17 protein-coding genes are annotated in these 17,162 nt (G+C 56.7%); 2 read left to right on the top strand and 15 right to left on the bottom strand.

Going from position 1 to position 17,162, the window contains the following annotated elements; genetic code table 11:
• Positions 1-184: 184 nt before the first annotated feature.
• The 11 genes from JEM67_RS04645 to cysG all read right to left on the bottom strand — a co-directional run bounded on the left by JEM67_RS04645 (position 185) and on the right by cysG (position 9,677).
• Positions 185-811 (bottom strand): protein-L-isoaspartate(D-aspartate) O-methyltransferase, encoded by a 627-nt coding sequence (locus JEM67_RS04645; RefSeq protein WP_006323650.1) that lies wholly within the window; start codon positions 809-811, stop codon positions 185-187.
• Positions 805-1,566 carry a 5'/3'-nucleotidase SurE gene (gene surE / locus JEM67_RS04640; protein WP_006323649.1) on the bottom strand — a complete coding sequence of 254 codons (762 nt, stop codon included), beginning with the start codon at positions 1,564-1,566 and terminating at the stop codon, positions 805-807. Before surE ends, JEM67_RS04645 begins: the two co-directional genes overlap by 7 nt.
• 252 nt (positions 1,567-1,818) lie before the next feature.
• Positions 1,819-2,865, bottom strand: a complete 1,047-nt coding sequence (gene truD / locus JEM67_RS04635) for a tRNA pseudouridine(13) synthase TruD (protein ID WP_199638315.1) — start codon at positions 2,863-2,865, stop codon at positions 1,819-1,821.
• 3 nt (positions 2,866-2,868) lie between these two features.
• A complete protein-coding gene (gene ispF, locus JEM67_RS04630) occupies positions 2,869-3,342 on the bottom strand; it encodes a 2-C-methyl-D-erythritol 2,4-cyclodiphosphate synthase (RefSeq protein ID WP_004950274.1) in 474 nt (157 codons plus the stop codon).
• Between the two features lie 10 nt (positions 3,343-3,352).
• A complete protein-coding gene (gene ispD / locus JEM67_RS04625) occupies positions 3,353-4,060 on the bottom strand; it encodes a 2-C-methyl-D-erythritol 4-phosphate cytidylyltransferase (protein ID WP_199638313.1) in 708 nt (235 codons plus the stop codon).
• A 3-nt stretch (positions 4,061-4,063) separates the two neighbouring features.
• Positions 4,064-4,384, bottom strand: coding sequence for a cell division protein FtsB (gene ftsB / locus JEM67_RS04620; RefSeq protein ID WP_004950270.1), 321 nt, complete (start codon positions 4,382-4,384; stop codon positions 4,064-4,066).
• Positions 4,385-4,837: 453 nt separating this feature from the next.
• Complete coding sequence (locus tag JEM67_RS04615; RefSeq protein ID WP_013811536.1) at positions 4,838-5,155, bottom strand: DUF3561 family protein; 318 nt, start codon at positions 5,153-5,155, stop codon at positions 4,838-4,840.
• Between the two features lie 85 nt (positions 5,156-5,240).
• Entirely contained in the window at positions 5,241-5,933 is a 693-nt protein-coding gene (gene cysC, locus JEM67_RS04610) for an adenylyl-sulfate kinase (protein WP_013811535.1), read from the bottom strand.
• The gene (gene cysN / locus JEM67_RS04605) at positions 5,872-7,317 is read right to left on the bottom strand and encodes a sulfate adenylyltransferase subunit CysN (RefSeq protein WP_013811534.1); all 1,446 of its coding nucleotides are present in this window, start codon (positions 7,315-7,317) and stop codon (positions 5,872-5,874) included. The genes cysC and cysN overlap by 62 nt, the downstream gene beginning before the upstream one ends.
• An 11-nt stretch (positions 7,318-7,328) precedes the next feature.
• On the bottom strand, positions 7,329-8,237 hold the full coding sequence (cysD, locus tag JEM67_RS04600) for a sulfate adenylyltransferase subunit CysD (protein WP_004950261.1): 909 nt from the start codon (positions 8,235-8,237) through the stop codon (positions 7,329-7,331).
• Positions 8,238-8,246: 9 nt separating this feature from the next.
• Positions 8,247-9,677, bottom strand: coding sequence for a siroheme synthase CysG (gene cysG, locus JEM67_RS04595; protein WP_199638311.1), 1,431 nt, complete (start codon positions 9,675-9,677; stop codon positions 8,247-8,249).
• 261 nt (positions 9,678-9,938) lie between these two features.
• Here cysG and JEM67_RS04590 point away from each other — a divergent pair, with 261 nt between their 5' ends.
• Positions 9,939-11,009, top strand: a complete 1,071-nt coding sequence (locus tag JEM67_RS04590; protein ID WP_199638363.1) for an aminopeptidase — start codon at positions 9,939-9,941, stop codon at positions 11,007-11,009.
• Positions 11,010-11,072: 63 nt separating this feature from the next.
• Here the strand turns inward: JEM67_RS04590 and JEM67_RS04585 are convergent, their stop codons facing one another.
• The 3 genes from JEM67_RS04585 to cysJ form a co-directional block, all read right to left on the bottom strand.
• A complete protein-coding gene (locus JEM67_RS04585; protein ID WP_006323641.1) occupies positions 11,073-11,807 on the bottom strand; it encodes a phosphoadenylyl-sulfate reductase in 735 nt (244 codons plus the stop codon).
• A 69-nt stretch (positions 11,808-11,876) separates the two neighbouring features.
• Positions 11,877-13,592, bottom strand: coding sequence for an assimilatory sulfite reductase (NADPH) hemoprotein subunit (cysI, locus tag JEM67_RS04580; protein ID WP_199638309.1), 1,716 nt, complete (start codon positions 13,590-13,592; stop codon positions 11,877-11,879).
• Positions 13,592-15,391 carry an NADPH-dependent assimilatory sulfite reductase flavoprotein subunit gene (gene cysJ / locus JEM67_RS04575; protein WP_199638300.1) on the bottom strand — a complete coding sequence of 600 codons (1,800 nt, stop codon included), beginning with the start codon at positions 15,389-15,391 and terminating at the stop codon, positions 13,592-13,594. Before cysJ ends, cysI begins: the two co-directional genes overlap by 1 nt.
• Positions 15,392-15,950: 559 nt before the next feature.
• On the opposite strand from cysJ, the gene queD reads away from it, so the two are divergent.
• Positions 15,951-16,310, top strand: a complete 360-nt coding sequence (queD, locus tag JEM67_RS04570) for a 6-carboxytetrahydropterin synthase QueD (RefSeq protein ID WP_004950240.1) — start codon at positions 15,951-15,953, stop codon at positions 16,308-16,310.
• 29 nt (positions 16,311-16,339) lie between these two features.
• On the opposite strand, the gene queE is transcribed toward queD, so the two are convergent.
• The gene (gene queE, locus JEM67_RS04565; protein WP_013811529.1) at positions 16,340-17,011 is read right to left on the bottom strand and encodes a 7-carboxy-7-deazaguanine synthase QueE; all 672 of its coding nucleotides are present in this window, start codon (positions 17,009-17,011) and stop codon (positions 16,340-16,342) included.
• Positions 17,012-17,162: the final 151 nt, after the last annotated feature.

Here is a 17,162-nt window from a genome sequence, read left to right as displayed (position 1 = left end):
AAATCTCCTGCCGGAGCCTCAAAACAGCGCGCCAATGCTAACCACATTAGCGATGCCGCACCATAAGACAACTACGCAGAAAGGCAATTGTATTGAAAATTAACTTTATTGAAACGTTAAAACCTTAACCAGACGTGATGAAAGTGCAACAGATTTCATTTTACGCCTAAAATTCAGACAATCCTTAGGCCAGCTCACCCTTCACCAACGGCACAAAACGCACCGCCTCGACGGTATCGATGACAAAATCATTACCCTGACGTTGGATACGCTTGAGAGTTTGGGTCTGTTCACCCACCGGCAACACCAGAATGCCGCCGTCGTCCAGCTGTTCCATCAGCGCCGGTGGGATCTCCGGCGGTGCTGCAGTAACGATAATGGCATCAAACGGGCCGCGCGATGCCCAACCCTGCCAGCCGTCGCCATGACGTGTGGACACATTGTGAAGATCGAGCTGTTTCAAACGGCGCTTGGCCTGCCATTGCAGCCCTTTGATACGTTCGACGGAACAGACATGTTGCACCAGATGCGCCAGAATAGCGGTTTGATAACCGGAGCCTGTGCCGATTTCCAATACTCTTGAAGTGGGCGTCAGATTTAACAGCTCGGTCATTCGCGCAACCATATAAGGTTGGGAAATGGTTTGGCCAGAGCCGATAGGCAGCGCAGTATTTTCATAGGCTTTGTGTTCAAGCGCTTCGTCAACAAAGCGTTCACGCGGTACCGCCTCTATCGCTTGCAGCAACCGTTCTTCCTGGATCCCCTGTTGACGCAGCTGCGTCAGCAATGTTTGCATACGCTTGTTCACCATTCCCCGCCAACCCCTGCTTTGGTTAACCACGTTTTTACCACGTCCTGGGCCGCATAGGCGGTTAAATCCACCTGTAATGGCGTAATCGCCACATACCCTTGCTCCACCGCGGCGAAATCCGTGTCTGGCCCGGCATCAAACTTATCACCCGGCGGCCCAATCCAATAGAGGTTTTGTCCACGCGGATCTTGCTGGCAGAACACCTTGTCGGCCGGATGACGGCTCCCGCAGCGGGTCACGCGAATACCTTTGATCTGGTCCAGCGGCAAGTCCGGTACGTTAATATTCAGAATTTTTCCCGTTCGCAACGGTTCACGCTGTAAAGCACGCAGCACGCGGCAGGTGATCGCAGCAGCAGTAGCGTAATGCTGATGGCCATTCAACGACACGGCCAACGCGGGCAAGCCCAAATGGCGCCCCTCCATGGCGGCCGCTACGGTGCCGGAATAAATAACGTCATCGCCAAGATTGGGGCCGGCGTTGATGCCGGAAACCACGATGTCCGGCGCTGGCTGCATCAGGGCGTTCACTCCCAGATACACACAGTCGGTCGGCGTTCCCTGCTGCACCGCAATGTCACCATTGGGCAACGTCAGGGTACGCAGCGGTGATTCCAGCGTCAGCGCATTCGAAGATCCGCTGCGGTTACGGTCGGGCGCCACAACCTGCACCTCAGCGAATTCCCGCAGCGCCGCCGCCAGCACCTGAATACCTGGGGCGGTAACACCGTCGTCATTACTCAGCAATATCCGCATAAGAGGTTGTCTTCTTTTATCTCTCTCTCGCCCATACAGCGTTTAACGCAGCCTGGCATTTAAATACTCGGAATAGCCGCCCAAAAGGCGGTACTTAACCAGCAGATATTATGTTTACTCCCCCCGGCGTGTCCAGTAACCAAGGGAAAGTCGAATTTTCCGGCCAGCCATTGACCACGCCAAAAACAATAAACTTAGCCTCTGCCGCCATTCGCCAGACGAAAAAAAACCTGCCTCTGCAGGTTTTCTTTATTACTCGCTAATGTCCGCATCACTGCTATCTTGCCGCATGATTTCGCGCACCACGCTGGTGGCAAAACTGCCGGCCGGCAGCCAAAAGCGCAATTCAACGGTGGCATCATCCCACCAATTCCACTGTATCTTTTGCGGTTGCAGTAGCAGCGCGCGACGAGCCGGATCAACGCGTTCGCGCTTTAACAACGCCATCAGCTCCGGCTGTTCCGCCAAACATTGCTGTTCAACGTTCAGCGCTTCCCCGGCGGTACCCGGTTCGCCGTCGCCCGGCAACGGCGCGGTAATCAACAGTTCACCGGCATCCAGCCGCTGCTGCAACTCAGCCAGTTCGTCCGGTTTGGCGACAAACCAACTGCCGCGGCCAGTCAGTTGCAGCGCATCCCCTTCCAGCACCGTGCGGTGCTGTTGATTGGCCAAGCGTCGGCTGGCGATCAGGTTAAACAGCGCGCTGCGGCTGGCGGAAAGGTAAAAACTGCGCTTGCTGCGCTCTTTAACCCGGATCTCATCATTCGCCCAGCGGCGCGCCATGACCAGGTTATTGCCACCGCGACCAAAACGCTGGCTGCCGAAATAGTTCGGCACGCCACCCGCAGCAATGGCCTGCAGGCGTTGCTCTACATCCTGACGATCGGAGATCTGACGCAGCACCAGAGTAAAAGCATTGCCTTTCAGCGTACCGATGCGCATTTTTCGCAGATGGCGGGCACTGACCAGCACTTCGCAGCCCTCCAGCGAGAACTGGCTGAAATCAGGCGTTTCTTTGCCCGGCAGATGCAGGCAGAACCACTGTTCTGTCACCGCATGGCGATCTTTCAGGCCGGCGTAGCTGACCGAACGGGCGTGAATGCCGGCGAAACGTGCCAGATAATCGGCGACAAACTGGGTGTTACATCCGTTCTTGCGGATGTTCACCAGCACATGTTCGCCTTCTCCGTCCGGCTCAAAGCCCAAATCTTCCACCACCACGAAATCTTCCGGGCTGGCTTTCAGCACCCCGGTGCTTTGCGGCTGGCCGTACAGCCAGGTCAAATTAGCCATGTCCATGCGTTATTCCTTGATCAACAAGGCAACCGCTTCGCAGGCAATGCCCTCGCCACGCCCGGTAAAACCAAGCTGTTCGGTGGTTGTGGCTTTGACGTTAACGTCGTCCATATGGCACTGCAGATCTTCCGCCAGGAAAATGCGCATCTGCGGAATATGCGGCGCCATTTTGGGCGCCTGGGCAATAATAGTGATATCCAGGTTCCCTAGGCGATAACCTTTGGCGCGGATGCGTTTCCATGCTTCACGCAGCAGCTCGCGGCTGTCGGCGCCTTTGAAGGCCGGATCGGTGTCCGGAAACAGTTTACCGATATCCCCAAGCGCCGCCGCCCCCAGCAGGGCATCAGTCGCCGCATGCAGGGCCACGTCACCGTCCGAATGGGCCAGCAAACCTTTTTCATAAGGGATGCGAACACCACCGATCACCAGCGGCCCTTCGCCACCAAATTTATGTACGTCAAAACCGTGACCGATACGCATGATGCGCTCCTTAATCGTCTAACTGGGTTAAATAGAACGCCGCCAGCGCCAAATCCTCCGGCCGCGTCACTTTAATATTGTCCGAGCGCCCGGCAATCAGCAGCGGGTGATAACCGCAATGCTCCAGCGCAGAGGCTTCATCGGTGACCGTCGCCCCGTCGTCCAGCGCGCGCTGCAAACAAAGCTTGAGCAATTGCAGCGGGAAGAGTTGCGGCGTAAGCGCATGCCATAGGCCCTGGCGTTCAACGGTATGGGAGATAGCTGCGTGGCCGGGCTCCGCCCGCTTCATGGTGTCGCGCACAGGTGCTGCCAGAATGCCGCCAACGTTGCTGTGTTCGGTGATAGCCAGCAGACGATCGAGATCTTCGGCATGCAAGCAGGGGCGTGCGGCGTCATGCACCAATACCCAATCGGCCTCGCCCGCCAGTTGCAACCCGGCCATCACCGAATCGGCGCGCTGTCGGCCGCCAACGGTCACTCGTACTCGAGGATCCTGGGCAATAGGTAACTGGCAGAACTGCCGATCCTCAGGACCGATCGCCACAATCACCTGCGGAATGCGCGGATGACGCAGCAGCGCGTGGATCGCATGTTCGAGAATGGTTTGCTTACCGATGGTCAAATACTGTTTCGGGCAATCCGCCTGCATGCGGCTGCCGATACCGGCAGCGGGCAGGACGGCAATCACCGAGGGAAAGGTGCCTGCAGAGTGATTCATTCGTTACTTTTGTACGTTATTTTGCGAGGAGGACGCCGCGTTGCGTCTTGATTGATCAGGAACCAGACGATAGAACGTTTCACCGGGCTTAATCATGCTCAGTTCATTGCGCGCACGCTCTTCGATCGCTTCCTGACCACCGTTCAAATCGTCGATTTCGGCAAACAACTGATCGTTACGCGCTTTCAATTTAGCATTGCTGCCCTGTTGGAGCGCAACATCTTCATTGACCCGCACGTAATCGTGAACACCATTTTTACCCAGCCACAGTGAATACTGTAGCCATCCGAGCAATGCCAGCAATAGCAGCGTAAGTTTTCCCATCTCCGCCCCCTGAAAAACCGACCAATCATCCCACAACTTTTCGTTGGACTCCACACTGAGAGCGGCATTCACCGCCAAATTCAGAGTAAGGATGAGAATTTACTGAGTTTATAACCTAAATTCGCGCTGAAAGCGGTAAAAAAAGCCCATTTCGTCTCAGAAAAAACCTACCGACCACACAGTTTTTTCTCCTGTTATGCTTTTGGAAGTGATGCAACAAGAAAAATGGGGTGGCAGTTTTACTTTGTTTACGCCGGTGGCAATGCCGTAAAACAGCATTTTAGCGCCGATGGGGCTAAATTCACCGGTCGGGGCATGATTAAGAGGAAAGGTTGCCGCAGCAGATTTTCACCCACCCGCCCCATCCGCGCATTCAGGCGTGTTAAGCAAAGTTTTGTAACCTTCAGCACCGCTTTGCAATGCTTCGGGCACGGTGGTTTGGCGCCCCGCAGCTCACCAGCCGGTCAGAAAACTGAATACCAGCCAGAACAGGCAAAGCACGATAACGCCGGTCAGCAGCAACGTCAGCAGCAGCCTGTCGCGCAGCAACATGCTGAGCGTGATGCCAATCAGCACCGAAACCGGCATCAGTGCCAGGAAGAACGGCCAGGTGTAGAGCAGAAAGAACAGGGTATTGGAACCGTAAACCAGAAACGGCACCGCGAACGCCAGCCAGTAGAAAACAAAGCCGCAGACGCCGCCCAGGAAAGAATACGAGGGTTCCTCTTTTTCAAGCGTAGAGTCGATCAAGACAGGCGAGACATTTTGCATAGTAATCCCTGGTTATTCGGCGCGCTCTGCGGCGAGCTTAGCGTAAAAAGCGTATGGCGCAAAAACGCCACACGCTTTTTTGAATTCAGGGTTTGATAATAGCCCGACCACGCAACACGTCTAACAATTGCGCAATCAAATTTGTTACCAATTGTTGGCCATCAAGGTGAATATCAGGTTGCTGCGGCGCCTCGTAAACCGAGTCGATCCCGGTGAAATTACGCAGCTCGCCGGCACGTGCTTTTTTGTACAATCCCTTAGGATCGCGCGCTTCGCAAATCGCCAATGGAGTATCGACAAACACCTCGATAAAACGATCGCTATCGAGCAGTTCACGCACCATTTGTCGTTCAGCGCGATGCGGGGAAATAAATGCGGTCAGCACCACCAACCCGGCATCCACCATCAGCTTCGCCACTTCACCCACACGGCGAATATTCTCACGCCGATCGTCATCGGAGAAGCCCAGATCGCGGCACAAACCGTGACGCACGTTATCGCCGTCCAACAGATAGGTGCTGACGCCAAGCGCGTGCAGAGCCTGTTCCAGCGCGCCGGCAACGGTAGATTTCCCCGAGCCGGACAGCCCGGTAAACCACAGCACCACACCCTTATGACCGTTGCGGGCTTCGCGATCCGCACGCGCTACCGCATGCGGATGCCAGACCACGTTGTCATCATCCGGCCCGGTTGGCCGTTGTTGATCCTCGGTCACGTTATTTGCCCCCAAGCAGGTCGCGCGCACCCCAATGCGGGAAGTGCTTGCGCACCAGGGCATTCAGTTCCAGCTCGAACGCGCTATGGTCCCCCGCCAGCGCCTGCGCACCTTGCAAGGTTTCGCGGATCAAGCCGGCACCGACCGTAACGTTGCTCAAACGATCGATAAAGATCAGCCCGCCGGTATCATGGTTGCGCTGATAGCTGTCCAGCACCAGCGGTTCGTCAAAGGTCAGTTCCACCAAACCTATGCCGTTCAACGGCAGGGTATCCGCCTGATGCTGCGCCAGCGAGTTGATTTCTACCTGGTGGCGAATGCCTTCCACGCGCGCTCGGGTCTTTTTGCCCGCGACTTTGATGTCATAGCTCTGGCCCGGCAGCAGCGGCTTCTCAGCCATCCACACCACGTCGACCAGCGCGCTTTGCGCCGCCTGCAGGGTTTCCCCGGCATCGACCAGCAGATCGCCGCGGCTGATGTCCACTTCATCTTTCAGCACCAGCGTAATGGCTTCGCCCGGCACTGCTTCCTGCAAGTCGCCATCAAAGGTGACGATGCGCGCTACGGTGGATTCCACGCCGGAAGGCAGGACCTTCACGCGTTGGCCCACACGCACTACACCGGCCGACAACGTGCCCGCGTAGCCGCGGAAATCCAGATTCGGTCGGTTGACGTATTGCACCGGGAAGCGCAGCGGCTGCGCTTCACGCTCGCTGATCACATCCACGGTTTCCAATACCTGCAGCAGCGTCGGGCCGCTGTACCAAGGCATATGCGCGCTTTCGGTCGCGACGTTGTCGCCGTCGAGCGCCGACAGCGGCACAAATTTGATGTCCAGATCGTTCGGCAACTGTTGTGCAAAGGTCAGATAGTCCTGCTTGAACTGCTCGAACACCGACTCTTTATAGTCCACCAGATCCATTTTGTTGACCGCCACCACCAGGTGACGAATCCCCAGCAGCGTAGCGATAAAGCTGTGCCTGCGGGTTTGATCCAACACCCCTTTGCGGGCGTCGATCAGCAGGATCGCCAGATCGCAGGTCGAAGCGCCGGTCGCCATATTGCGGGTGTACTGCTCATGTCCCGGGGTATCGGCGATGATAAATTTGCGTTTTTCGGTCGAGAAATAGCGATAGGCCACGTCGATGGTAATGCCCTGCTCGCGCTCGGCCTGCAGGCCGTCCACCAGCAGCGCCAGATCGAGTTTCTCGCCCTGAGTGCCGATGCGCTTGCTGTCACTGTGCAACGTTGACAACTGATCTTCGTAGATCTGGCGGGTATCGTGCAGCAAGCGACCGATCAGGGTGCTTTTACCGTCATCGACGCTGCCGCAGGTCAGGAACCGTAACAGACTTTTATGTTGCTGCGCGTGCAGATAGGCTTCTACTCCGCCCTGGTCAGCGATTTGTTGGGCAATTGCCTGGTTTTGCGAAACTGTAGTCTTCATCCGGCGGCTCCTTAGAAATACCCTTGACGCTTCTTCAGCTCCATCGAGCCGGACTGATCGCGGTCGATCATCCGTCCCTGGCGCTCACTGGTGGTAGATACCAACATCTCTTCGATGATCTCCGGCAGCGTTTCCGCCTCCGATTCCACCGCGCCGGTCAGCGGCCAGCAGCCCAGGGTGCGGAAGCGCACCATACGCTGGCTGATCTCTTCGCCCGGCTGCAGATCGATACGATCGTCGTCCACCATCAGCAACATGCCGTCACGCTCTACCACCGGACGCGGTGCAGCCAAATACAGCGGCACGATGTCGATTTTTTCCAGGAAGATGTATTGCCAGATATCCAGCTCAGTCCAGTTCGACAACGGGAACACGCGAATGCTCTCACCCTTGTTGATCTGGCCGTTATAATTGTGCCACAGCTCCGGGCGCTGGTTTTTCGGATCCCAGCGGTGGAAGCGGTCGCGGAAGGAATAGATGCGCTCTTTGGCGCGCGATTTCTCTTCGTCACGACGCGCCCCACCAAAGGCGGCGTCGAAACCGTACTTGTTAAGCGCCTGCTTCAGACCTTCGGTTTTCATGATATCGGTGTGCTTGGCGCTGCCGTGCACGAACGGGTTGATGCCCATCGCCACGCCTTCCGGGTTTTTGTGTATCAGCAGCTCAAAGCCGTATTCTTTCGCAGTACGGTCACGGAATTCGTACATTTCGCGGAATTTCCAGCCGGTATCCACGTGCAGCAACGGGAAGGGTAACGTGCCTGGGTAGAATGCCTTACGCGCCAGGTGCAGCATCACGGAAGAGTCTTTACCGATGGAATAGAGCATCACCGGGTTGCCGAATTCAGCGGCGACTTCACGGATGATATGGATACTCTCCGCCTCCAATTGCCGCAAATGAGTGAGTCGTTTTTCGTCCATAACAGATCCTTAAGCCAAATTCACGACGGCTGGGCGTGATACCCCTTCCGTCTGCGGTTGATGCCCAAACCAGGCGATTTGGTGATGCAGTTCCACCACTTCGCCGATCACCAGCAGCGCCGGTAACGGTGCCTGTTGAGCCAATTGTTCGAGTTGTTGCAAGGTACCGATCTGCACCTGTTGGTCCGCACGCGTACCGCGGCTGATCACCGCGACCGGCGTACTGGCCTCGCGGCCGTGGGCAATCAGGCGCTGACTGATATCCGCCGCCTTCATGGTGCCCATGTAGATAGCCAGAGTCTGTCGCGCACGCGCCAGATCGGCCCAATCCAGCCCGTCGCCGTCGGGACGACAGTGGCCGGTAATAAAGGTAACACTCTGCGCATGGTCACGGTGCGTCAGCGGGATGCCGGCATAAGCCGTCGCCCCGGCAGCGGCGGTTACGCCTGGCACAACCTGGAATGGAATGCCTGCGGCTGCAGCCACTTGCAGCTCTTCGCCACCGCGGCCAAAGATAAAGGGATCGCCCCCCTTCAACCGCACCACGCGTTTGCCCTGTTGCGCCAGTTCCACCAGCAGACGGTTGGTTTCTTCCTGAATCACCGAGTGTGCGCCGGCACGTTTGCCCACGCAGATGCGTTCAGCGTCGCGACGCACCAAATCCAGAATTTCATCGCTAACCAAATGGTCATACAGCACCACATCGGCCTGCTGCATCACCTGCAGCCCACGCAAGGTCAGCAACCCCACGTCGCCAGGGCCTGCGCCCACCAGCGCAATTTCACCCTGGGTGCCTTCGCTGCCCAGTGCAAACTGCTGCAAATCCTGCTCCAACTGCTGCTCCGCCTGCGCCTGCTGACCATTGGCCACCAGCGTGGAGAAGCGACCGCCGAAAGTTTTCTCCCAAAAGCGACGACGTTCGCCGATTGAACTCAGCCGTTGCTTCACCTGGCCGCGCCAGCGCCCAGCCACCTCCGCCATCTGCCCCAGGCTGGCAGGCAACAACGCTTCGAGCTTTTCGCGCAGCATGCGCGCCAATACCGGCGCCTGGCCGCTGGAAGAGACGGCCACCACCAGCGGTGAGCGATCGATAATCGACGGGAAGATAAACGAGCAGCGCGGCTGATCGTCGACCACATTAGCCAACACCCGGCGTTTATCCGCCTCGCTAAACACCTGGGCATTCAGCACGCTGTCATCGGTTGCGGCAATCACCAGGAAAACGTCATCCAGCTGTTGCGCGGCAAAAGCCTGCCCCAGCCAGCGGATATGCCCCTGCTGACGCTGATGTTCAAGTTCCGGTGAGAGCGACTGCGCAACTATCCGTATTTCAGCCCCGGCGCGCAGGAGAAGATCGACTTTGCGCGCAGCCACTTCGCCGCCGCCAACGACCAACACCGGGCGTTGTTTCAGGTCGGCAAATATAGGTAGATAGTCCACAACAGCCTTTTCATATATGCAGAAAGATAGTGTGACTATACGGGCTGAGATTTAGCCTCTGAAATGACGAAAAGGAATTAATAGTTCCTTTATGGAATATAGGCCGCATCGCATGGCTCAGGCGGTGATAAGCGGGATGAAAGTTTGCGCGCAGGCGCCAAAATTAGGAGCCGAAGAAATTGTGTAATGTCGCGCGTCGTCTCATACTGGACACCGCAAAAAATCATCGGTATCGCCGATATCAAAGAAGGATTTTTCGGTATGCTCTCCCGCGTTTACCTGAAGACCGGCCTGCTGGCAGCAGCGCTCAGCGGCGTTTTCAGCGTTTCGGCCACTCTCCCGGCAGTGAAAGAAGCCCCAATGGGGAAATTCGCCGCCGACCAGATTCGCCATATCGCCACCTATTTCCCCGGCCGCATGGCGGGCAGCCCGGCAGAATTGCTCACGGCAGACTACCTCAAACAACAATTCGGCAAGATGGGCTATCAGAGCGATATCCGCAGCTTCAACACCCGCTATCTCTACACCAGCAAAGACGGTAAAAAGAACTGGAATAACGTCACCGCCAGTTCGGTGATCGCCGCCAAAAATGGCAGCAGCCCGCAGCAGATCCTGATCGTGGCGCATTTTGATACTTACACCCCGCAAAGCGATGCCGATCTGGACAACAACCTTGGTGGGCTGACGCTGCAGGGCGTGGATGACAACGCCTCAGGCGTCGGCGTAATGCTGGAGTTGGCGGAGCGCCTGAAGAACATCCCCACCGCTTACGGCCTGCGCTTTGTTGCCACCAGCGCCGAGGAGATCGGCTCGCTGGGCGCACAGAACTACCTGCAACGTATGAGCTCGGAAGAAAAACGCAACACCGTACTGGTGATTAACCTCGACAGCCTGGTAACCGGCGATCGTTTGTACTTCAACGCCGGTCTCAATACCCCGCCTAAGATGGCCAAGCGGAGCCGCGATCGCGCCCTGGATATCGCCCACCGTTACGGCATCGCCGCTGCTACTAATCCTGGCAGCAAACAACGGCCGAAAGGCACCGGTTGTTGTTCCGATCAAGAGGTGTTTGATAGCGCAGGTATTCCGGTGCTTTCGGTCGAAGCCACCAACTGGTCACTGGGTGATAAAGACGGCTACCAGCAGCGCGCCGTCAGCCCCCATTTCCCGCAAGGCATGACCTGGCACCGCCCGCAGTACGACAACTTGCAGTATCTGGAACGTTATCTGCCGGGCAGGATCGACAAGCGCAGCCGCGAGAGCGTGCAGATCCTGCTGCCGCTAATCAAAGAACTGGCGCAGGCGCATCCGGTTAAAGCGCAGAAAAAGTAATTTTAAATAGAAATAACAAGGCCCGACAAACATTGCCGGGCCTTGAGCGGGTTCACTGCAAACTTAGCCTTCGTGCAGGCCGCACTCACGCTTGAGGCCGAAGAAGCGAGTTTCTTCCTCGCTCATGCCCGGCTCCCATTTCTGCGTGGTATGGGTATCCCCGACCGACAGATAGCCTTGCTCCCATAACGGGTGGTAACTCAGGCCGTGATCGGTCAGGTATTGATAAATCTTGCGGTTATCCCAATCGATAATCGGCAGGATTTTGAATACGCCACGCTGCACCGCCAGCACCGGCAAGTTGGCGCGGCTGCCGGATTGCTCGCGGCGCAGGCCGGCGAACCAGGTCTGCCCGCCAAGGGTCTCCAGTGCGCGATTCATCGGTTCAACCTTGTTGATCTGGTTGTATTTCTCGATACCTTCTACGCCCTGTTCCCACAGTTTGCCATAGCGCGCCTCCTGCCAGGCGGGCGACTGCTCGGCACGGAACACCTGCAGATTCAGCTTCAGTTTGTCGACCAGTTGATCGATAAACTGATAGGTTTCAGGGAACAGATAGCCGGTGTCGGTGAGGATCACCGGGATATCCGGCTTGATCCGGGTGACCAGATGCAGACACACCGCCGCCTGAATGCCAAAGCTTGAAGAAAGCACAAACTCGCCGGGCAGATGTTCCAATGCCCATTCCACGCGTTGCTCGGCGGAAAGGGTTTCCAGTTGACCGTTGACGGCCCCCAGCTTCAACGCCTGTCCAGACTTGGGCAACGCATTCAGCGCCGCCAGATCGAATTCAGCCATATTGCCTGCCTCCTGATTCTTGAACTCTACCGCGCTCACTTGGCCCCACCAAAGAGGGGCCAAACGACGTCAGTCCCAGAAATCCTGCGCCGGATCCACAACCGGCCTGACAATGCCCGCGCGGATGGTGAAATCGCCAAAGCCTTCGCCCACAGTGCGCTCTTTCGCCCAGCGGCCAACCAGTTGGTCGATCTCCTTGAGAATTTCTTCTTCGTTAATATTTTCACGGTACATGCGTGGAATGCGCGTGCCTTCACGGTTACCGCCCAAATGCAGGTTATAGCGACCCACCGCCTTGCCCACCAGGCCCAGTTCCGCCAGCAACGCACGGCCGCAGCCGTTCGGGCAGCCGGTGATGCGCAACACGATGTGTTCGTCACCCACGCCGTGCTGGTTCATGATCCCTTCCACCTTGGTGACGAACTCCGGCAAGAAGCGCTCGGCCTCCGCCATCGCCAGCGGGCAGGTAGGATACGACACGCAGGCCATCGAGTTTTTACGCTGCTCGCTGATCCCGTCGTCGATCAGGCCATGATCGCGCGCTAGGGCTTCGATCTTCGCCTTCTCGCTTTCCGGCACGCCGGCGACGATCAGGTTCTGATTGGCGGTCAGGCGGAAATCCCCTTTGTGGATCCGGGCGATCTCGGCAACGCCGGTTTTCAACGGGCGACCCGGATAGTCCAGCAGGCGGCCGTTTTCAATAAACAGCGTCAGGTGCCATTGATTATCAATGCCTTTTACCCAACCGATACGATCGCCGCGCCCGGTGAATTCGTACGGGCGGATCGGCTCAAAGGTAATGCCGGCGCGTTTTTCCACTTCGGCGCGGAAGGTATCCACACCGACGCGTTCCAGCGTGTATTTGGTTTTGGCGTTCTTGCGATCGGTACGATTCCCCCAGTCGCGCTGGGTGGTCACCACCGCTTCGGCTACCGCCAGCGTGTGTTCCAGCGGAATGTAACCGAATTCGCTGGCCTGACGCGCATAGGTCTTTTTGTTGCCGTGTTCAATCGACAAGCCGCCGCCCACCAGCAGGTTAAAGCCCACCAGCTTGCCGTTCTTGGCGATCGCCACAAAGTTCATGTCATTGGCGTGCAGATCGACGTCATTCTGCGGCGGGATCACCACCGTAGTTTTGAATTTACGCGGCAGATAGGTAGCGCCGAGGATCGGCTCTTCGTCGGTAGTTGCCACTTTTTCCTGATCCAACCACACTTCCGCATAAGCACGGGTACGCGGCAGCAGATGCTCGGAGATCTTCTTCGCCCACTCGTAGGCTTCCTGATGCAGCTCGGACTCCACCGGGTTCGAGGTGCAGAGCACGTTGCGGTTCACGTCGTTGGCGGTAGCCAGCGCGTCCAACCCCAGACGGTTCAGCAATTGGTGCACCGGCTTGACGTTACCCTTCACAATACCGTGGAACTGGAAGGTCTGACGGTTGGTGATGCGAATGCTGCCGTACAGCGTGCTTTCCTGCGCGAACTTATCGATGCCCAGCCATTGCTGCGGGGAAATAATACCCCCCGGCAAACGGCAGCGCAGCATCATCGCATGACGCGGTTCCAGCTTCTGCTCGGCGCGCTCGGCACGGATATCGCGGTCGTCCTGCTGGTACATACCGTGGAAACGGATCAGCAAGAAGTTATCGCCGTTGAAACCGCCGGTCAGGCCGTCCTTCAAATCTTCGGCGATAGTGCCGCGCAGGAAGTTGCTTTCTTTCTTCAAACGCTCGGCATCGGCCAGTTTGCCTTCAACCACCAGAGGCCCCGGGTGTTTATCACTCATCAGTAAACATCTCGCTGATAACGGCGCTCAAGGCGCAGCTCACTTAAAAATTCATCCGCCAGCTCGGTATCGATGCCACCGTGCTCGGCCACCAGTTCCAGTAATGTGTTTTCCACGTCTTTCGCCATGCGGTTCGCATCGCCACAGACGTAAATGTGCGCGCCTTCCTGAATCCAGCGCCACACTTCAGCGCCCTGTTCGCGCAGTTTGTCTTGTACGTAAACCTTATGTTGCTGGTCACGTGACCAGGCCAAATCAATGCGGGTCAACAGGCCGTCTTTGACATAGCGCTGCCATTCAACCTGATACAGGAAATCTTCGGTAAAATGCGGATTGCCGAAGAACAACCAGTTCTTGCCGCTCGCACCCTCGACGTCACGCTGTTGCATAAAGGCGCGGAACGGGGCAATGCCGGTGCCGGGACCGATCATGATCACCGGGGTTTCCGGGTTAGCCGGCAAGCGGAAGTTGTCGTTATGCTCAATGAAAATCCGTACGTCGCCGTCCTCTTCCAGGCGATCGGCCAGGAAGCTGGAAGCGCCGCCGGCGCGGGCGCGGCCGTCGATGTCGTAACGTACTACGCCAACGGTAACGTGCACTTCGTTTTCGGTCTCAGCCTGCGAGGAGGCGATGGAATACAGACGCGGCGTCAGCGGACGCAGCAGGCCAATCAACTGCTCGGCGCTAAGATCCGCCGGGGCCTGGCGCACCATGTCGACGATCGGCGTATTGTGCGCGTAATGCTGCAACGCGGCTTTATCCGCCAACAGGCCAATCAATTTCTCGTCACGCGACAGCGCGGCATATTTATCGACAATCGGCGTGGTGTTTTGCGTCAGCTCGAAGTGGCTGCGCAACGCTTCAGCCAGCGGCAGGGTCTTGCCTTCCACTTCCACCGGCTCATCACCCTTCAGCCACAGCAACTGAACCAGTTCGTCCACCAGCGCAGGATCGTTATCGAACCATACGCCCAGCGCATCACCCGGTTTGTAGCGCAGGCCGGAATCACCGAGATCGATCTCGATGTGGCGCACGTCTTTATCGGAGCCGCGGCCAGTAATTTTTTGCTTCACCGCCAGTTGTGCGGTCAGCGGCTGTTCTTTGCTGTACGGGCTGCTGTCGAGCAGGTCAACCGCGCCACTAGCCAGCACGCCCGGTGCGGCGTTTTCCGCCGGCGCACGCGCTTTCAGCACATCCACTACCTGCTTGCGCCAGGCCGTGGCCAGTTCCTGGTACTCCACATCGGCGTCAATGCGCTCCACCAGGCGCTCGGCACCCAACTCGGCCAGCTTGCCGTCGAAGTCTTTACCGGACTGACAGAAGTTCTCGTAGGAAGTGTCCCCCAGCCCGAATACCGCAAATGCGGTCTCGTTGAGTTTGGGCGCTTTCTTCGAGAACAGGAATTTATGCAGCGCAACCGCCTCTTCCGCCGGTTCGCCCTCCCCCTGCGTGGAGGCGACGATCACCAGCAAACGTTCCTGGGCGATCTGCTTGAACTTGTAGTCGCCGGCGTTCACCAGAGTGACGCTCAGCTTGGCGGCCAGCAGATCGTCACGCAGTTGCTCCGCCAGGCGGCGCGCATTGCCGGTCTGGGACGCAGAAATTATCGTGATGCTGGCGGCAGCGGATGCAGCCGGCGCAATGGCTACGGCTCCGGGTTGTTGGTTAACCATTCCCCAGAAATAGCCTGACAGCCACGCCAGTTGCGTCGGTGAATATTCACCAATCGCCGCTTGCAGGCGCGCCAGCTGTTCGGGCGTCAGCGGGAGCAAAGATGTTGGAGGAGCCTGAGTCGTCATCGCAGTACTTATTTCCTTACTTATAGCCTATGAATTTCAAGCTGCAGCCAGGCGGCCAACTCGCTCACCCCAGGCGCTTACTTTGGTAAGTCACTGGGAAGAGCGAGTGCAGGTAACAACGCTGCAGTTTGAAAGGCAACGGGTATGGCACCTATCCAGCCAGGCGCTCGCCAATGTCAGTCGCTGTCTTTTCGTTCAGTCTGGGGTCCTGAAAAGATCAGGAGAGTTTGTAAGGTTACCGAGCACAATAGCAACGATTAAATAAGGGATAGCAATAAATAATAACCAAAATGACTAAGCGGTTTTTCTGGTAAGGGATAGTGGTTAAAACGCTAAAGAGCGATTTTTATCCTTTTGAAAATAAACCTGTTTTTTTGGCAGTTTTTGAATGAATCGCATTTACCGCTGATTACCCCATCCGATAGGTACGGCACGGACCAAACAAAAAAAGTGTTAACGCCGGTTTAACGGCGCACGGGTAGACTAAAGCAGTATAAATGGCAAGCAGGCGCGCTTTCCGGTACTATGCGGCGGTTTTTGAGTCAATGAGGCCGTAATAATGGCAACCACGCTGTTTAAAGATTTTCAGTTTGAAGCCGCACACCGTTTGCCGCATGTACCGGAGGGCCATAAATGCGGCCGTCTGCATGGGCATTCGTTTATGGTGCGTCTGGAAGTGACCGGTGAAGTGGATGCACACACCGGATGGGTGATGGATTTCGCCGAGCTTAAAGCCGTGTTCTCCCCGATCTGGGAGCGCCTGGATCACCATTATCTGAACGATATTCCAGGATTGGAAAATCCCACCAGCGAAGTGCTTGCCGCCTGGATCTGGCAACAGCTTAAACCCCAGTTGCCGGAACTGAGTGCGGTCATGGTGAAAGAAACCTGCAGCGCGGGATGCGTCTATAAAGGTTGAAGAAAGGGCGCTGTATAGCGCCCTAAATTTTATGCAATATTCAAATACTTATGCGTCTGCATTGACAAGCGCCAGTTACGCGCAATGCAGGTTTCAATGCACAGGCGAGTCGCCTCTTCCTTTTGACTGATTGGCTGCAACGCGATAATCCGCGGTTTTTCATCGTGCAGCGTCGCCAGCAGCGCATCCAACGCTTCAATATCACGCTCGCGTCCAACCGGATGCTTCACCTCGTCCGCACGTTGCAAAGCCTGATCCAGCACCTTCATGCCGCCGCGCATATTCACCTTGGGGGAAACCGTCACCCAGGTTTTCGCCGAGCACTGGACCTCATGGGTACCGCTGGTTTCAATCTGGCAACCATAGCCATTTTCTTCCAGCAATTGGGTCAGCGGGGTCAAATCGTAAATGCACGGCTCGCCGCCGGTGATCACCACGTGACGTGCGGTATAGCCCTGCTGGCGCATGACGGCCAGCAGTTGCTCCGCGCTGGCGCTGCCCCAGGCATCGCTCTCTTCTGTTTTTACCAGGATCCGCTGCATATCCACTTCCCGATTGGCTTCCTTTTCCCAGGTATGTTTGGTATCGCACCAACTGCATCCTACCGGGCAGCCCTGCAGGCGGATAAAAATGGCCGGAACGCCGGTAAAAAAGCCTTCGCCCTGCAAGGTTTGGAACATTTCATTAATCGGGTACTGCATCGGTTTCTCAATCAGGATAGGGAAAAAGCGATTATCTCAGATTACGGCCCGGCAACCAAACTGGCTAAATTGTATTAAATTTTATCTTCTGCCCGTAGCTCAGCCTATCTCACCGCCTATCTGCTTCATTTATTACGTTTATCTGCGTCAA

Origin of the sequence: Serratia sp. PAMC26656 (genome assembly GCF_016469055.2) — a bacterium.
Classification (GTDB): Bacteria; Pseudomonadota; Gammaproteobacteria; order Enterobacterales; family Enterobacteriaceae; genus Serratia; species Serratia plymuthica.
The sequence above is the reverse complement of the archived record's forward strand: the minus strand, read 5'-3'. Positions and strand labels throughout refer to the sequence as shown.